The organism is Limosilactobacillus pontis DSM 8475 (genome assembly GCF_001435345.1).
GTDB classification, from domain to species: Bacteria; Bacillota; Bacilli; order Lactobacillales; family Lactobacillaceae; genus Limosilactobacillus; species Limosilactobacillus pontis.
This window is the reverse complement of sequence record NZ_AZGO01000037.1, coordinates 44,591-60,459: the sequence shown is the minus strand read 5'-3', so window position 1 is coordinate 60,459 and position 15,869 is coordinate 44,591. Positions and strand designations below refer to the sequence as shown.

Sequence of the window (15,869 nt, the reverse complement as noted above, 5' to 3'; positions counted from 1 at the left end):
CCTCCTTTCAGTTAGGCACGAATGGCGGCGAAGCGGTTCCTGATCAAGCGAAAGAGCCCCTCAATGATCAGGACGATGACCCAGTAGGTGAGGGCCAGCAGGATGAAGATCCGGAGCTGGTGGATTCCTGCCGTCTGGTTGGACAGGTTGGAAGCCTCATTGTAGAGGTCGTAGAGGCCGAGCACATAGACCAGGGAGGTGGCCTTGAACAGGCCAATCACCAGGTTCTCGATGTTCGGTAGGGCGATCATTGTGGCCTGGGGGATCAAAATCTGCCAGAAGGTGGTCCGATCCGGCAGGCCGATCGACCGGGCGGCCTCCAGCTGGCCGGGGTCCACGGACAGGTAGGCGCTCCGGAAGGCCTCAGACAGGTAGGCGCTCCAGCCCAAGGACAGGCCGAATACCCCGAAGGTTAGCTTGGTCCAGCCGTCGATGTTGATGCCGATGCCCTTCAGGAGAACCGGCAGCCCGTAGTAGGCCAAAAGCAACATCAAGAGTGGTGGGGTCCCCCGGATCAGGCCGAGGTAGACGTGGGCCACGCCCCGGGCGACCCGGTTTTGCCGGAGGTCTAGCCAGGCGAGGAAGATCCCCAGAATGGTCGCAAAGACAAAGGACAGGACCAGGAGGTAGAGGGTGTTGGGAAGGCCACGGAGGATGACGCCGAGAATCTTAGCGTTGTTCATTGGTCACTACCTCCTTAGTTGGCGTCGTTGAGGGCGGTGAGAAACTGGGCCGTCCGTTTATTCTGCGGGTGGTCGAACATTGCCTGTGGGGCACCTTCCTCGATGACCTTTCCTTCATCGAAGAAGACAATCCGGTCGGCCGCCTGACGGGCAAAGCCGAGCTGGTGGGTGACGATGATCATCGTCTGCCCCGCCTCCGCCAGCTTGCGCATGTCACCGAGGACCGATCCGACCAGTTCAGGGTCGAGGGCGGAGGTTGGCTCGTCGAAGAGGATGATCTCTGGGTTTAGGACCGTCGCCCGGGCGATCCCGATTCGCTGCTGCTGCCCACCGGACAGCTGGGCGGGGTAGAGTTGGGCCTCCTGACTGAGCCCCAGACTGGCCAATTCATGTTTGGCGATGGCTTCGGCCTTGTCCTTGGCCATCCCCTGGGCGTAGATCAGGCCCTCAGTGATGTTTTGCAGGGCCGTCTTATTCTTGAAGAGGCTGTAGTTTTGAAAGACCATTGCGGAGTGGCGCCGGACCCATTGACCCTCCTTCTTGTCTGGCTTGGCCAGGTCGATCTGGTGACCGGCGAAGTCCATCTGTCCCTGATCGGCGTGCTCCAGGAAGTTGAGGTTACGCAGGAAGGTTGTCTTCCCGGAACCGGACGGGCCGATCATGACAACGATCTCGCCCTTGTCGATCTGGAAGTCAATCCCCTTCAGGATCTCCCGTCCATTGAATGATTTGTGTAAGTCGTTAACGGTTAGTAGCAAGATGATTCCTCCTCTAGTCGTGTGCTGCTTCAATCGCCCAGCGCAGGTGGTCGTAGTCGATATCCCGTGGCACCGTGCAATCGGCACCGAGTAGGACCCCCTGCTTACCGGCTTCGGCGATCAGGGCGTGGACCTTGTCCTGGATCTGCTGTTTATTGCCGCGGTACAGGACCCCCTTAGTGCTGTTATCAAAGCCTCCCATCACCGGTCGGTCGCCGAAGAGTTTCTTACCCTCTGCCAGGGTATAGCCATCGGTCTCGGTGGCCCAGTTGATTACCTGGAGGGGGTAGTTGACAAACCAGTCCAGGTGGTTGTCGGCCCCGTCAAAGCCGCAGATGTGCAGGATGTTGAGCGGGGAGACGGCGTTGATGGTGTTCTGGACGTCGATGTCGACCGGTTCCATCACCTCTTCGAAGAACTTCGACGTCTGGGTGCGCGGATCCTGGATTTCCTGGGTGCTGTAGTAGATACCGTCGATGTTGGAAGCTGTCATCAGGGCCCGGGCAACCTTCTTTTGGTCGTCACCGAGGACCTTCAGGACGTGGAGGATCAGCTGGGGGTCTGCTTCATACATATCGGCGAAGCGCTTGTCGGCCAGCAGGAGGGGTTCCTTATAGTGTTCGATCAACGCCCACTTCAGGAGGAAGAGTGGGGAGAACATGGTGACGAAGGTTGGCCGCTCGCCGGCGATCTCCTTTTGCTGGTTTGCCAGGGCCACCTGCCCAGTCAACCAGGGGTCGTCGTCTGCGATGGGCCGCAGGTTGTGGAGGTCGGACATGTCTTTTGGATCCTTGACCCCGTGGAACGGGTAGGGGAAGTAGCCGTCGAGCATCGTTTTAGCGAAGTCAACGTCTACGGCCTGGTAGTAGCTACGGTGGCCGGTCAGGTTGGTGGTTAAGACGCTGGGGTTGGTGGCCGCATTGGTAAACTCGTTATCGGCGAAGTGACGCCAAAACGAGGTTGGCACTTGGTCAACGGTCTCGTTATGCAGGGCCTTCAGGACAGTTTCACGATTCAAAACCATAAATAATCACTCTTTCTTTTGAATACAAAAACGCCACCGATCACGTGACATGATCGGTGGCGTTTACCTATTTTATGCGGGATCCTCGATGAGGAATATAAAAAAGTCAACCTCAAAGAAGACGGCCAGCTGAACTCATGTCAGTTTGTCCGAATGTACTTGAAGGTTGACAACAAATAGCAGACATAATGGTGGTCAGTGACATGGGCTCAGCTCCTTTCAAACTTGTTGCTCGTATTCTAAACTAATAGATTGACGCCTGTCAACCTATTTTCACTAATTTTTGGTTAGCTAAATTAAAAAGCCCCGCGAATTGCGGAGCTGGGGGCGTTAAATTATTCGAAGAAGACGACCTTACCATCCACCTTGAATGGCAATGCCACTGAGCCCTTTGGGTGGCCATCCTTCTTAAAGTGACGTGTTACGTTACGAATTGCATTGGTGTTTAGTAGCATTGTGATCGCTCCTTTCTTTGTTATTCAACTGTAAAATATCATGTTTTCTAAGACATTTACAGTCAAAAATGCCAGTCTGAGAAAGTCTCTCATCGTTGTTCAACCAAATTTTGTATAATTTGCGTGGGAAACTGGAGACGGTTGCATAAAACCCACCACCTGGGCCCTGAGTCACCCTCCAAAGACTGCATATAAATTTATTTTACCGTGAATAAGAATTCGCTAAGCAAACCGGCCGGCGTGGCTTTTTGATTGCAATGTCATCACGCGGCCCTTAGGATAGAAACGAAGATGGAGGGATGACGATGAAAATAACCATCGGCTTGACGACCTGGACCGAGCACCCGGCCCTGATTAACGATAAAGAGCGTCCGGTTACCCTAAATGAATATGCCCAGCACCTGCCCACGGTAGAAGTGGACACCTTTTTTTACGCGCTGCCGCAGATAGCCACCATTCAGAAATGGCTGGCCCAGGTTCCGGAGTCGTTCCAGTTTATTGTGAAGGCTCATCGGGGGATGACCCTTCACGAACGTGGCCAGGAGAAGGGGGAACTCGAGCAGGTCTTCCACCGTTATAAGCAGATCGTGGCACCCTTGGTAGCGACCGGTCAGTTGAAGACGGTTCTCTTCCAGTTTCCACCGTACTTTGACGCCTCGCCCGAAGACATCGAGTACCTCCGTCTGGTCCGCCTCTGGATGGGGAAGTTGCCGGTAGCCATCGAGCTGCGTAACCAAACCTGGTACCGGCCGGGGACACTGAAATCGTTCTTGTCCTTCTGCCGGGAGCTCCACTTCACCCTGGTGGCCGCCGATGAGCCGCACGGGATTGTTGCCTCGGTGCCCTTTGTCCTAGCGACAACCAATCTAGACCTGGTGATGATGCGCCTACACGGTCAGAACACGGCGGGTTGGACCAACCAGGGGAAGAGCTGGCGCAAGACCCGCACTCTGTATAAGTACTCTGCCGACGAGCTAGCGGCCTTTCGTGACCAGATCAGGGGGCTGGCCCCGCAGCCGGCCGAACTCTGCGTCATCTTTAACAATAACTCGGGCAAGGACGCGGCGCCCAATGCCCTGCAGCTGCAACGGCTACTCGGTGTCCACTTCACCGACCTGGCCCCGCGTTCCCCCGAGCAGATTGACCTCTTTTAGCCTGGCGACGAGCGGCTAATATGCTATACTAAAATGTAAAACTAATCTTAGAAATTCATTAGAGAGAGGGGCCTCATATGGCAACTGAAAAACCGACTTATTACATTACAACACCAATTTACTATCCATCTGGTAAGCTCCACATTGGTAACTCCTACACCACAATTTCCTGTGATGCGGAGGCACGCTTCAAGCGACTGAATGGCTATGATGTTTTCTTCCTGACTGGGACCGATGAACATGGCCTGAAGATCGAACAGAAGGCGGATAAGCTCGGCATGCAGCCACAGGAATACGTTGACCAAATGGCAGCGAGCATCAAGAAGCTCTGGAAGACGCTGAAGATCACCAACGACAAGTTCATTCGGACGACCGACGATTACCACGAAAAGGCCGTTCAGAAGATCTTCCAGAAGTTTGTCGACCAGGGTGACATCTACAAGGGTGAATACACCGGCTGGTACTCCGTAGACGATGAGGAGTACTTCACCGAAAGCCAGCTGGCTGAGGTTTACCGCGATGATAACGGTAAGGTGATCGGTGGGAAGGCCCCGTCCGGCCACGAGGTTCAGCTGGTCAAGGAAGAGTCCTACTTCTTCAAGATGAGTAAGTACGCCGACTGGCTGATGAACTACTACAAGGAGCACCCGGACTTCATCGAGCCCCACACCAGGATGAACGAGATGGTCAACAACTTCTTAAAGCCGGGCCTGGAAGACCTGGCCGTTACCCGGACTTCCTTCAACTGGGGGGTCAAGGTGCCAAACGATCCGAAGCACGTGGTCTATGTCTGGATCGACGCCCTGTCCAACTATATTACCGCCCTCGGCTATGGCAGTGACAATGACGAGCTCTTCAAGAAGTTCTGGCCGGCTGATGTTCACATGGTTGGTAAGGAGATCGTTCGTTTCCACACCATCTACTGGCCAATCATGCTCCATGCCCTGGGGTTGCCCCTGCCTAAGCACGTCATCGGTCACGGTTGGCTGACGATGAAGGACGGCAAGATGTCCAAGTCCAAGGGGAACGTGATCTACCCAGAGACCCTGGTGGACCGCTACGGCCTCGATGCCACTCGCTACTACCTATTGCGGGCAATGCCGTTTGGTAACGATGGGGTCTTCAGTCCCGAAGACTTTGTCGACAAGGTCAACTTCGACCTGGCCAATGATCTGGGGAACCTTCTGAACCGGACGGTGGCCATGATTAACAAGTACCAGGATGGTAAGCTGGTCGCTGACAATGATGCGACGACACCATATGACGCCGACCTAGAACAGACCGCGGCCGACGTGATCGATGAATACAAGGACCTGATGAATAAGACCCACTTTGCTGACGCCCTGGCAGCGGTCTGGAAGCTGGTATCCCGGGCAAACAAGTACATCGACGAGACCGAACCGTGGGTACTGGCTAAGGACGACAGCAAGAAGGCAGAGCTCTCCGACGTGATGACCCACTTGGCTAAGAGCCTACGGGTAATCGCCGCCCTCTTGCAACCGGCAATGCCGGATGCGCCAAAGGAGATCTGTCGGCAACTTGGCCTGTCTGAGGAACCAATTGCCTTGACAAGTCTGGCATTCAATGACTTCCCGGCTACCGCTCAAGTAGTCAAGAAGGGGACGCCGATCTTCCCACGGCGGGACGTCAAGGAAGAGGTCGAGTTCATCAAGAGTAAGATGACAACGAACGAGAAGAAGAAGGGACGTAAAGCAATGGAAGAAGCAAAGCAAAAGGTACAGGCGAGCGCTAAGCAGGAAGAAGAAAGCACCGGTAAGAAGGCCATCCGGATCGACGCCTTCGATAAGGTGGAACTGAAGGTGACCAAGATCACAGCCGCCGACCACGTTGAGGGGGCCGACAAGCTGCTCAAGTTCCAGATGGATGACGGAACCGCGGAAGGCCGTCAGATCCTGTCTGGAATTGCCAAGTGGTACCCAGACCCATCCGTATTGGTCGGCAAGAACGTCGTCATCGTGGCCAACCTGAAGCCACGGAAGATGCGGGGCGAGCTCAGCCAAGGGATGATGCTCTCCGCCGAGAAGGATGGGGACGTCAAGGTGGTCATCGCCCCTGACGACCTGGTTCCGGGCATGAGTGTCGAATAAGGTAATCAATGAGTAAGCATGCAAGCTGGCGTCAGGTCTATGACTCCCACACCCACCTGAACGACGGCCCCTTCTATGATGATGTGGCTGCCTTCATCGCCCGGGCCGACCATTACGGCGTCACAACGATGAACATTGTTGGTTCTAACCGGCAGTTAAACGACCGGGCAATTGATCTGGGACACCGTTACCCCAACCTTCACCCAATCGTTGGCTGGCACCCGGAGGACCTGGCGACCTTCAACGCCGCCGAGGAGGACCACCTAAAGACACAGTTGGGTGATCCAACGGTGGTGGGGGTCGGCGAGATTGGCCTGGACTACTACAATGACCAGCATTCGCCCCATGACCAACAGTGGGCCTTGTTTGAACGGCAGCTCCAGTGGGCCCGCGACCTAGGTCTCCCCGTCTCAATTCACTGTCGGGATGCCCTAGCAGACACCTACGCGATCCTGAAGAATGCCCACCTTGCCGAGTTCGGCGGGGTCATGCACAGCTTCAACGGCAGTCCAGACTGGGCGAATAAGTTCATGGAGTTGGGGATGGCGATCTCCTTCAGCGGGGTGGTCAGCTTCAAGAACGCCACTGACGTCCACGTCGCCGCCCTGGCAACACCACTGGATCGGATGATGGTGGAGACCGACGCTCCTTACCTGACCCCCAAACCATATCGGGGGAAGCAGAATGAGCCAGCCTTCACCAAGTTTGTGGTCGACGCGATCGCCGCGTTGAAGGGTGTCGATGCGGAACGGGTGGCCTACCACACTTACCACAACGCCGCCCGGTTATTTCTCAAGGATGGAGTTCAAGATGAGCAAGATTAAAGAAGTTATTGTTGTTGAAGGCAAGGATGACACTAAGCAGATTCATAAGGCCGTTGATGCCGACACCTACGAGACCAACGGGTCGGCTCTATCAAACGCTGACTTGGCCCGGCTGAGGAAGCTCCAGGCTAGCCGGGGGCTGATCGTCTTCACCGATCCGGACTTCAATGGAGAACGGCTGCGCAAGATGATTAGTGCCGCCGTGCCGGGGGTCAAGCACGCCTTTATCCGCCGTGACCAGGGGGTGCCAGACGAGGCTCACGGCAGTCTGGGGGTGGAGCACGCCACCCCGGCTACTATCAAGGCCGCCCTGGCCCACCTCTATACTCAGACGAGTGAACCACCGGAGGACCCCTTCACGATTCGTGACCTGCAGGCGGCGGGCCTGACGGGAAATTCCCACGCCCGGCACCGGCGGGAACGTCTGGGGGCCATCCTCGGAATTGGCTACGGTAACGGAAAACAGCTAGTTCACCGGTTGAATATGTTTCAGATCACGCCTGCCCAATTTACGCAGGCCATGACAAAGATTAGGCAGGAGGAGAATGGATGAGTCAGTCACCAGAAATCGGTAGTCGTACCCGGACCAGGGCGATCATGGAGAAGTACGGGATCCGGACCAAGAAGAGCTTTGGGCAAAACTTCTTGACGGACCTGAACGTCTTAAACAATATCGTCGCCGCTGCAGACATCACCAAGAATGACAACGTGATCGAGATTGGTCCAGGGATCGGGGCCCTGACGGAGCAGCTGGCCCAGGCGGCCGGGGAGGTCCTGGCCTTAGAGATTGACGCTGACTTGATTCCGGTGCTGGGAGAGGTTCTGGCGCCCTACGATAACGTGACCGTTCTCAACCAGGACGTCCTAGCGGCTAACCTGCCGGAGCTGATTCAGCAGCAGTTCAGTGACCCGACCAGGCCGGTGAAGGTGGTGGCCAACCTGCCATATTACATCACCAGCCCGATCCTGATGAACCTGTTAGCCAGTCCGGTCAATTGGGCAGCTATCTGCGTCATGATGCAGAAGGAGGTTGCCCAGCGACTGACTGCTAAGCCGGGGACCAAGCAATATGGGGCGCTGACCTTAGCAATCGAGTACCAGATGGATGCCAAGATTGCCTTTGAAGTCTCCCGGAAAGTCTTTGTGCCGTCTCCCAACGTTGACTCGGCCATCGTCGTTTTGACCCCGCGTCAACAGCCCCTGGCCGTCCAGCCGTTTGATAAACAGAAACTCTTTGGCTTCATCCGGGGGTGTTTCGCTCACCGGCGCAAGAGCCTCTGGAACAACCTCCAGGGTGTCGTTGGCAAAGATAAAACGACTAAGGACCGGCTAGCTGCAATCCTGGATGACCTACAGATTTCACCCCAGCTTCGGCCCGAACGGCTATCGTTTGCCCAGTTCATTGAGCTGGCCAACGCCCTCCATGCGGCGAAGCTTTTGTGAGATCCGACCTTGACCCACTAGCCACTGTATGATAAAATATTGAATTTTACACATGAATCCGGTATAATGTTCAATACAGTGAGGTGAAAGTCGATGCCAAACAGTATTGCTGAAATCAAAGAATTGCTGAATGCCCGAATTGGCCAGAAGGTAATTGTAAAGGTTCAGGCTGGTCGTAAGCGGGTGAACACCCTTCACGGGACACTCGCTAAAACCTACCCAGCAATTTTTATCGTTCACCTGAATAGTAGTGAGGACGACCTGCAACGGGTCTCATACACGTACACCGATTTATTAACACACAACGTTTCGCTTGCTTTTGAATAAGATTAGTCCGTACCAAACGCGCTTTTTGGTACGGATTTTTTGTTAGCCGTCGGGGCCCGTAGTACTTGTCAGCACCGCGGCACCATTAGTATAATCAAAATAAAATCTTTTACGGGAAGGAGTGCTGTTCACGATGCTTGTTACAGAGAAGGCCCCGGCAAAACTTAACCTGAGCCTGGATACCCCGATGCGGTATTTCGATGGGTCACCGCGCTGGGATATGGTGATGACCTCAGCAGACCTGGCCGATTACGTCACCGTGGAGACGCATCCTCGGCCCGCGGCGATCAAGGTTTACACTGATAGTGGCTTTCTACCCAATGACCAGCGCAACCTGGCCTATCAGGCGGCCCACATCCTGCGGAGCCGCTTTCACCGGCGGGAGGGCGTGACCATTCGAATTAAGAAGAATATTCCCGTGGCAGCGGGACTCGGCGGTGGTTCATCCGACGCGGCAGCAGTCTTGCGGGCCTTGAATCGAATTTGGCGGCTCGGCCTCAGCAAGCAAGAGTTGGCCAAGGTAGCCCTGACGATCGACTCGGACGTCCCTTACTGCGTCTATAGTCAGTTAGCCCACGTGACCGGCCATGGTGAGCAGATCGAACTACTGCCGGCTCATCCCCACTACTGGGTGGTGATCGCAAAGCAGCAGACCAGTGTCTCCACTCCGCAGATTCTTCGCCAGATCAACTACGAGCAGCTGGATCACCTGGATAACGACCGCCTGATCGCCTGCTTGAAGGATCAGGACTGGCAGAACGCCGTCAAGTACATGGGCAACGTCTTAGAACCAGTGACGATGCGGAGCCACCCGGAAATCCGCCGCCTGAAGGATAAGATGGTTAGCCTTGGCGCAGACGTGGCCCAGATGAGTGGGACCGGGCCGACGGTGTTTGCCATCTGTCACACGGAATCGCGGGCGCGGCGAATCCAAAATAGCATTCGCGGTTTCTGCCGGGATGTCCATGTCGTGACCCTGTTATAGATAATTGAAGGTTGGAACCCCATGCGGTAGGCACCAACCTTTTTTGATTGGGGCTTGCACTGTGGCGCGATTTTCGGTAAGATGATTCATGTTGTAAATAGTAGCGATTACTATTTGCTTTGAGAGAAGGGTGAAATTTTATGGGAAGAAAGAAGTATTGGCTGGGGGTTAGCGGCTTGATTGTGGCCCTGCTGGTGATTCTGGGTTTGTCCCTTGTTCCGTGGCGAAACATTCACCGGGAAAGACGGCCGATTCGGGTGATCACCAGCCTGGACTTTTATGGTGAGGTGGCCCAAGAAGTGGCCGGGAAGTATGGTCAGGTGACGGCGTTAATCAACAACGCCTCGATAGACCCACACGACTATCAACCGGGGACCAAGCAGGCTCAGAGGATGGCCCAGGCTAACGTGGTGATTCAAAACGGCCTTGGCTATGACCACTGGCTGACCAAGCTGACCCAGTCAGCGGGGGGACAGCACGACGCGGTGGTTGACGTCGGTCAGGAGGTTGCCGGCAAGTGTCCCGGGGCCAATGAGCATGTCTGGTATGATCCACAGACGATGGGACGGCTAGCCAATACACTGGCGGAGCGCTACGGGAAAATTGACCCTGAGCACCGGGCCTACTACCGGCGCCGTGCCCAGCAGTACCACCGGTCATTGGCACCGCTCAATCATGAAATCGCTAAGGTTAAGGCTCATGTGGGTGCTAAGCGGGCCGTGGCGGTCAGCGAACCGGTTGCCGATTATGCCCTTGAATCGCTGGGCTACCAGGTGATCGACCCCCACTTTGAAAAGGCTATCGAGGATGGTAACGATCCGTCACCTCAGGATATTCAGGAGCTCCAGCGGGCGATTGTTAACCACCGGATCGCCTTCTTTGTCGAGAACAGTCAGGCCAGCGACCGGGTAATCGACAACCTGGTTCACCTGGCACATGAACACGGGGTCCCCGTCCTGAAGGTGACTGAGACCAAGCCTAACGGCGTCAGCTATGTCCAGTGGATGACAAAACAGTATCGGCAACTGGCGCGGATACAGCAGGAAGGAGAATAGGATGGCAGTTATATCAGTAGAAGACCTCAACGTGGCTTATGGCAACCACCAGGTCATTACGGATCTGAGCTTCACGGTCAACGAGGGGGACTTCATGGTCGTGATCGGTGAAAACGGGGTTGGCAAGACCACCCTGGTGCGGGCCCTGCTGGGGCTACTCAAACCGCGCAGTGGGGAGATCGATATTCCCGCTAACACCAAGATCGGCTACGTTCCCCAGTTTCGCAATATTGACGAGGAGTACCCGCTCTCGATCCGTGACTTTGTCTCTCTGAACAGCGGTAAGGGGATCATTCCCTGGCTGAATAAGCGGGAGCGGGCCCGTGTTGATCGGATGATCCGGATGACGGACCTGACGGCAATTGCGGACCGCCCCCTCGGCCTGGCATCCGGAGGGGAGAAGCAGCGGGCTTACCTGGCACAGGCCCTCCTGCAGTCGCCCCAGCTGTTGATTCTCGATGAGTCGACCGCCAGTCTAGATAACGAGATGAAGTACGAACTGCTCGACCTGGTGACCCGCTTCCAGCAGGATAACCTGAGCGTGATGTTCATTACCCACGACTGGGACTTGGCCCGGCACTTCGGCACCCGCTTCCTGCAGATGAAGCCAAATGGCTATAACGAGGGACCGATCAACGAGTTGCCCGAACATGAAGAGGAGGAGTGACAGAATGTTAACATTAGCTTTCATGCGGCATGCCTTCATTGCCAGTGCCTTCATCGCGGTGGTCAGTGGAATTATCGGGGTATTCGTGGTGGCCCGGCAACTGTCGTTTCTGACCCACACCCTGTCCGAGATCGGTTTTGCCGGGGCGTCGTTTGCGGTGTTCGCCGGCTGGCCGGCCCTGGACGGGATGATCCTTTTCACCATGCTCAGCTCGGTCCTGGTCGGTCAGATGAGCATCAAAGAGTCCCGGCGTGAGGCCGTCATCAGTGCGGTCTCGGCCCTGTTTATCGGGCTGGGGATCCTCTTCCTCTCCCTGAGCAGTCAAACCGCCAGTTCGGCCACCAGCATCCTCTTCGGGAGTGTCGTCGGCATCAGCATCAATGAGGTTCACCAGCTGATTGTCCTCTCAATCGTGGTTCTGCTGATCACCCTGGCGATTTATCGCCAGCTAAAGTTCAGCTCCTTTGACCCGATCGGCGCCCGGGTGGTCGGTATCAATGAGACCCTGATCTCGGTGATCTTCCTCCTCTTACTGGCCCTGAGTGTCAGTGTAGCGGCCCAGATTGTCGGCTCGCTTTTGATCTTCATCCTCCTGACCCTACCAGCTGCCAGTGCCAAGTACTTCACTCACGGGGTAGCCAAGATGGTTGTTTTGGCGATCCTCTTCTCCCTGCTGGGCACCTGGCTGGGCTTGCTCCTGGGTTACCTGACCAACTGGCCGGTTAGTTTCTTCATCGCGGTGATCGAGGTTGTGATTTACGTGGTGGCCTTGATCTACCAGAACTACTTTGTCGAGGCCAATTAAATTAGTCATAAGCAGGTCGCTATGCAAAAGTCGGCGGCCTGTTTTTATTTTTAAATAGTTCAGCTAAACACGAACATTTTATGTTAGAATTAACTAGAATTAATACTTTTTGAAAGGCAGAGAAGAATGATGAAAGTACGTCGAAGCAACCGTTTGGTAGATATGACACGTTACCTGATGGAACATCCCCGCACCTTGGTATCCTTGAAGGTCTTTAGCGAACGCTACGGATCCGCTAAGTCCTCAATCAGTGAAGACCTGAGTATCGTCAAGCACACCTTCCATACCTGGGGAGAAGGGCGCCTTGAGACCATCCCGGGAGCCAGTGGTGGGGCCGTTTTGACACCGTTTTACTCCAAGGAGAACGCACAGCGAGCCATTGATAACCTGGTGGCGGCGGTCAACGATGATTCCCGCCTCTTGCCAGGAGGGTATGTCTACCTGTCTGACCTGATCGGTCGGCCGGATATTCTCCGACAGGTTGGGCGCCTGATTGCCACCCAGTATGTGGATAAGGACGTTGACGTGATCATGACGGTCGAGACCAAGGGAATTCCGATTGCCCAGAGTGTGGCCATGTACATGAATAAGCCCTTTGTGATCGTCCGCAATAGCTCGCACATCACCGAGGGACCAACCGTCAGTGTTAACTACGTCTCCGGGTCCGTCCGCCGGATCAAGAAGATGGAACTCTCCCGGCGGACCCTGTCGGCGGGGGCCAATGTGGTGGTCGTCGATGACTTTATGAAGGGTGGCGGTACCCTCAACGGGATGCACTCCCTGATTAAGGAGTTTGATGCTAACCTGGTTGGGATGACCGTCCTGGCCGAGGGAAACGCGACAAACGGTAAGCGGCTGGTTGACAACTGCACGGCATTAATTAAAGTAGATGCTGAAGACGGCGAGACAAAGTCGATTACGGCCCGTCCCGGCAACTTCATGACAACGGTATTTGATTAGGAATGGAGAACGATTAACGATGACAAAACGCAACGCAATTATTTTAGCTGCTGGTAAGGGGACCCGGATGCGGTCCAAACTATACAAGGTCCTGCACCAGGTCTGCGGTAAGACGATGGTCGACCACGTCCTGACCCAACTGGAGAAGGCCCACATTGAAAATATCATTACGGTCGTTGGCTTCGGGGCTAAGACGGTTGAGGAGAGCCTCGGCCACCGGACCCGCTATGTCCTGCAAAAGCAACAGCTGGGGACCGGTCACGCAGTTATGCAGACCAAGGATATTCTCGGTGACATTGATGGTGAGACCATCATCGTTAGTGGTGACACGCCGCTGTTTAAGGCAGAAACCTTCGAGAAGCTGTTCCAATACCATGAACAGCGGCACGCGGCGGCCACCATTCTGACCTCGACCGCCCCGGACCCGACTGGCTATGGCCGGATTGTCCGCAATGATGTCGGCATCGTGGAGCGAATCGTGGAACAAAAGGACGCCAATGCCCAGGAACAGGCGATCAATGAGATCAACACCGGGGTCTACTGCTTCGACAACCAGAAGCTCTTTTCAGCACTGAGCAAGATCAACAACGATAACGCCCAGGGCGAGTACTACCTGACCGACGTTATCGGCATCTTGAAGGGCGAAGACGAGATCGTGACCGCCTACAAGGTGGACGACTTCGACGAGTCGATGGGGGTCAACGACCGGGTTGCCCTCGCCCGGGCTAATCAGGTGATGCGCGACCGGATCAACAAACACTGGATGCGGGAAGGGGTCTCCATGATCGATCCATCAACTACCTACATCGACGCCGATGTTACCCTGGGTAAGGATACCGTCCTGGAAGGCAACGTCGTCCTTAAGGGCAAGACCGTAGTTGGCAACGATTGCTACATCAGTGCCGGCTCCCGGATCATCGACTCCACCATTCATGACGGGGTCAAGATTACCTCCTCGACCCTGGAGAGTGCAGAGATGCACAACGGTAGTGATATTGGTCCTAACAGTCACCTGCGTCCAGAGGCTGAGATCGGCGAGAATGTCCACATCGGAAACTTCTGTGAGGTCAAGAAGGCCTACATCGGTGAGGGGACCAAGGTCGGCCACCTGACCTACATTGGTAACGCCACCTTGGGTAAAAACATCAACATCGGTTGCGGGGTTGTTTTCGTCAACTACGACGGTACCAACAAGCACCATACCAACGTGGGTGACCACGCCTTCATTGGCAGCAACAGCAATCTGGTGGCCCCGGTCAACATCGCTAAGGACGCCTTCATTGCCGCCGGTTCGACGATCACCGACAGTGTTGAACAATACGACATGGCCATCGCACGGGCCCGGCAGGTCAACAAGAAGGACTACGCCAAGAAGCTGCCGTGGTAATCCCCGGCTTTTGCTTGCTTTTTAACAGGTGGCTCTATATGATAGAAAAGGATAGAACATATCTTCATTAATGAGCTGTCAGTAGCTATTTTATATATTGCGGAGGATCTAATGACACAGCATTATTCTGACTCTAACTTAAAAATCTTTGCGTTAAATTCTAACCGCCCGTTGGCAGAGAAGATTGCGGAACACGTCGGCGTTGAACTGGGTAAGTTATCTGTCGACCGGTTCAGCGATGGTGAAATCCAGATCAACATCGAGGAGAGTGTCCGCGGTGACAACGTCTACGTCATCCAGTCCACTTCCGCTCCCGTCAACGATAACCTGATGGAGCTTTTGATCATGGTGGATGCCCTGCGGCGGGCCAGTGCTAAGACCATCAACGTGGTGATCCCATACTATGGTTACGCACGGCAAGATCGGAAGGCGCGGAGCCGGGAACCAATTACGGCTAAGCTGGTTGCTAATATGCTTCAAAACTCCGGGGTCGACCGGGTCATCGCCCTCGACCTGCACGCTGCCCAGATTCAGGGCTTCTTCGATATTCCAGTTGACCACCTGATGGGGGCTCCGCTGCTGGCGGAATACTTCATCAAAGAAGGGGTGGCTGACGATGCCGTTGTCATCTCACCGGACCACGGTGGGGTGACCCGTGCGCGGGCCCTGGCTGAATTTCTGAAGTCGCCAATTGCCATCATCGATAAGCGGCGGCCACGGGCTAACGTTGCCCAGATCATGAACATCATCGGGAACGTCAAGGGTAAGACGTGTATCATGATTGATGATATGATCGACACAGCCGGGACGATCACCCTGGGCGCCCAGGCCCTGATCGACGCGGGGGCCCAGGAGGTCTACGCCTCATGTACCCACGCCGTCCTGTCTGGTCCAGCCATCGAACGTCTGGAGAAATCACCGATCAAGGAGGTCGTGGTGACTGACTCCATCAAGCTGCCGGCAGAGAAGCAGATCAAGAAGATCAAGCAGGTATCCGTGGCACCGTTGATTGCGGATGCCATTAAGCGGATCAACGAGAACCGGCCGGTTAGTCCACTGTTCAAGCGGGTTTTCCAGAGCGCCGAATTAGAAAAGTAAGATATTCAAAGAAGACGCAGCCGTGCGAAGTGGTTGCGTCTTTCTTAAATCTGAGATACTTTGGCTAAGGATTTGACCATCCATGATATAATATCAGTGAGTGAAATTATCCAAATCTGCTAGATTAGGGGAGGAT

Annotated in this window: 16 protein-coding genes; 13 read left to right on the top strand and 3 right to left on the bottom strand. The window is 55.0% G+C overall.

The genetic code is table 11. The annotated features are described in order from the left end of the window. Nucleotides 1-11 precede the first annotated feature (11 nt). Genes FD34_RS02480 through FD34_RS02470 form a run of 3 tightly spaced genes read right to left on the bottom strand, consistent with a single transcriptional unit; the run spans nucleotide 12 to nucleotide 2,465 of the window. Entirely contained in the window at nucleotides 12-683 is a 672-nt protein-coding gene (locus tag FD34_RS02480; protein ID WP_057806490.1) for an amino acid ABC transporter permease, read from the bottom strand. A 14-nt stretch (nucleotides 684-697) separates the two neighbouring features. Then, a complete protein-coding gene (locus FD34_RS02475) occupies nucleotides 698-1,441 on the bottom strand; it encodes an amino acid ABC transporter ATP-binding protein (protein ID WP_057806488.1) in 744 nt (247 codons plus the stop codon). Between the two features lie 13 nt (nucleotides 1,442-1,454). Then, the gene (locus FD34_RS02470) at nucleotides 1,455-2,465 is read right to left on the bottom strand and encodes a uroporphyrinogen decarboxylase family protein (protein WP_057806486.1); all 1,011 of its coding nucleotides are present in this window, start codon (nucleotides 2,463-2,465) and stop codon (nucleotides 1,455-1,457) included. Between the two features lie 760 nt (nucleotides 2,466-3,225). Between FD34_RS02470 and FD34_RS02465 the strand changes: the two genes are divergently transcribed. From FD34_RS02465 to FD34_RS02405, 13 genes are all read left to right on the top strand, one after another. Then, the gene (locus FD34_RS02465; protein ID WP_152936790.1) at nucleotides 3,226-4,074 is read left to right on the top strand and encodes a DUF72 domain-containing protein; all 849 of its coding nucleotides are present in this window, start codon (nucleotides 3,226-3,228) and stop codon (nucleotides 4,072-4,074) included. A 77-nt stretch (nucleotides 4,075-4,151) separates the two neighbouring features. Continuing rightward, a complete protein-coding gene (gene metG / locus FD34_RS02460; protein ID WP_057806483.1) occupies nucleotides 4,152-6,182 on the top strand; it encodes a methionine--tRNA ligase in 2,031 nt (676 codons plus the stop codon). A gap of 8 nt (nucleotides 6,183-6,190) precedes the next feature. Next, nucleotides 6,191-7,006, top strand: coding sequence for a TatD family hydrolase (locus FD34_RS02455; RefSeq protein ID WP_057806481.1), 816 nt, complete (start codon nucleotides 6,191-6,193; stop codon nucleotides 7,004-7,006). Further along, the gene (rnmV, locus tag FD34_RS02450; protein ID WP_057806480.1) at nucleotides 6,993-7,559 is read left to right on the top strand and encodes a ribonuclease M5; all 567 of its coding nucleotides are present in this window, start codon (nucleotides 6,993-6,995) and stop codon (nucleotides 7,557-7,559) included. Before FD34_RS02455 ends, rnmV begins: the two co-directional genes overlap by 14 nt. After that, complete coding sequence (rsmA, locus tag FD34_RS02445) at nucleotides 7,556-8,449, top strand: 16S rRNA (adenine(1518)-N(6)/adenine(1519)-N(6))-dimethyltransferase RsmA (RefSeq protein ID WP_057806478.1); 894 nt, start codon at nucleotides 7,556-7,558, stop codon at nucleotides 8,447-8,449. The genes rnmV and rsmA overlap by 4 nt, the downstream gene beginning before the upstream one ends. Before the next feature lie 93 nt (nucleotides 8,450-8,542). Then, the gene (locus FD34_RS02440; RefSeq protein WP_057806476.1) at nucleotides 8,543-8,776 is read left to right on the top strand and encodes a Veg family protein; all 234 of its coding nucleotides are present in this window, start codon (nucleotides 8,543-8,545) and stop codon (nucleotides 8,774-8,776) included. Between the two features lie 133 nt (nucleotides 8,777-8,909). Then, a complete protein-coding gene (gene ispE, locus FD34_RS02435; RefSeq protein ID WP_057806474.1) occupies nucleotides 8,910-9,761 on the top strand; it encodes a 4-(cytidine 5'-diphospho)-2-C-methyl-D-erythritol kinase in 852 nt (283 codons plus the stop codon). Between the two features lie 140 nt (nucleotides 9,762-9,901). After that, nucleotides 9,902-10,816, top strand: coding sequence for a metal ABC transporter solute-binding protein, Zn/Mn family (locus tag FD34_RS02430; protein WP_057806472.1), 915 nt, complete (start codon nucleotides 9,902-9,904; stop codon nucleotides 10,814-10,816). Between the two features lies 1 nt (nucleotide 10,817). Continuing rightward, nucleotides 10,818-11,483, top strand: coding sequence for an ABC transporter ATP-binding protein (locus tag FD34_RS02425; RefSeq protein ID WP_057806470.1), 666 nt, complete (start codon nucleotides 10,818-10,820; stop codon nucleotides 11,481-11,483). Nucleotides 11,484-11,487: 4 nt separating this feature from the next. Continuing rightward, the gene (locus FD34_RS02420) at nucleotides 11,488-12,288 is read left to right on the top strand and encodes a metal ABC transporter permease (RefSeq protein ID WP_057806468.1); all 801 of its coding nucleotides are present in this window, start codon (nucleotides 11,488-11,490) and stop codon (nucleotides 12,286-12,288) included. Nucleotides 12,289-12,417: 129 nt separating this feature from the next. Next, nucleotides 12,418-13,248, top strand: coding sequence for a pur operon repressor (gene purR / locus FD34_RS02415; RefSeq protein WP_057806573.1), 831 nt, complete (start codon nucleotides 12,418-12,420; stop codon nucleotides 13,246-13,248). 19 nt (nucleotides 13,249-13,267) lie between these two features. Beyond that, a complete protein-coding gene (gene glmU / locus FD34_RS02410; RefSeq protein ID WP_057806466.1) occupies nucleotides 13,268-14,635 on the top strand; it encodes a bifunctional UDP-N-acetylglucosamine diphosphorylase/glucosamine-1-phosphate N-acetyltransferase GlmU in 1,368 nt (455 codons plus the stop codon). A gap of 111 nt (nucleotides 14,636-14,746) precedes the next feature. After that, nucleotides 14,747-15,733, top strand: coding sequence for a ribose-phosphate diphosphokinase (locus FD34_RS02405; RefSeq protein ID WP_057806464.1), 987 nt, complete (start codon nucleotides 14,747-14,749; stop codon nucleotides 15,731-15,733). Nucleotides 15,734-15,869 lie beyond the last annotated feature (136 nt).

Coding starts and splice junctions, on each gene's coding strand:
- FD34_RS02480 (WP_057806490.1), bottom strand. CDS start 683: ATGAACAACGCTAAGATTCTCGGCGTCATCCTCCGTGGCCTTCCCAAC.
- FD34_RS02470 (WP_057806486.1), bottom strand. CDS start 2,465: ATGGTTTTGAATCGTGAAACTGTCCTGAAGGCCCTGCATAACGAGACC.
- FD34_RS02465 (WP_152936790.1), top strand. CDS start 3,226: ATGAAAATAACCATCGGCTTGACGACCTGGACCGAGCACCCGGCCCTG.
- metG (WP_057806483.1), top strand. CDS start 4,152: ATGGCAACTGAAAAACCGACTTATTACATTACAACACCAATTTACTAT.
- FD34_RS02455 (WP_057806481.1), top strand. CDS start 6,191: ATGAGTAAGCATGCAAGCTGGCGTCAGGTCTATGACTCCCACACCCAC.
- rnmV (WP_057806480.1), top strand. CDS start 6,993: ATGAGCAAGATTAAAGAAGTTATTGTTGTTGAAGGCAAGGATGACACT.
- rsmA (WP_057806478.1), top strand. CDS start 7,556: ATGAGTCAGTCACCAGAAATCGGTAGTCGTACCCGGACCAGGGCGATC.
- FD34_RS02440 (WP_057806476.1), top strand. CDS start 8,543: ATGCCAAACAGTATTGCTGAAATCAAAGAATTGCTGAATGCCCGAATT.
- ispE (WP_057806474.1), top strand. CDS start 8,910: ATGCTTGTTACAGAGAAGGCCCCGGCAAAACTTAACCTGAGCCTGGAT.
- FD34_RS02430 (WP_057806472.1), top strand. CDS start 9,902: ATGGGAAGAAAGAAGTATTGGCTGGGGGTTAGCGGCTTGATTGTGGCC.
- FD34_RS02425 (WP_057806470.1), top strand. CDS start 10,818: ATGGCAGTTATATCAGTAGAAGACCTCAACGTGGCTTATGGCAACCAC.
- FD34_RS02420 (WP_057806468.1), top strand. CDS start 11,488: ATGTTAACATTAGCTTTCATGCGGCATGCCTTCATTGCCAGTGCCTTC.
- purR (WP_057806573.1), top strand. CDS start 12,418: ATGAAAGTACGTCGAAGCAACCGTTTGGTAGATATGACACGTTACCTG.
- glmU (WP_057806466.1), top strand. CDS start 13,268: ATGACAAAACGCAACGCAATTATTTTAGCTGCTGGTAAGGGGACCCGG.
- FD34_RS02405 (WP_057806464.1), top strand. CDS start 14,747: ATGACACAGCATTATTCTGACTCTAACTTAAAAATCTTTGCGTTAAAT.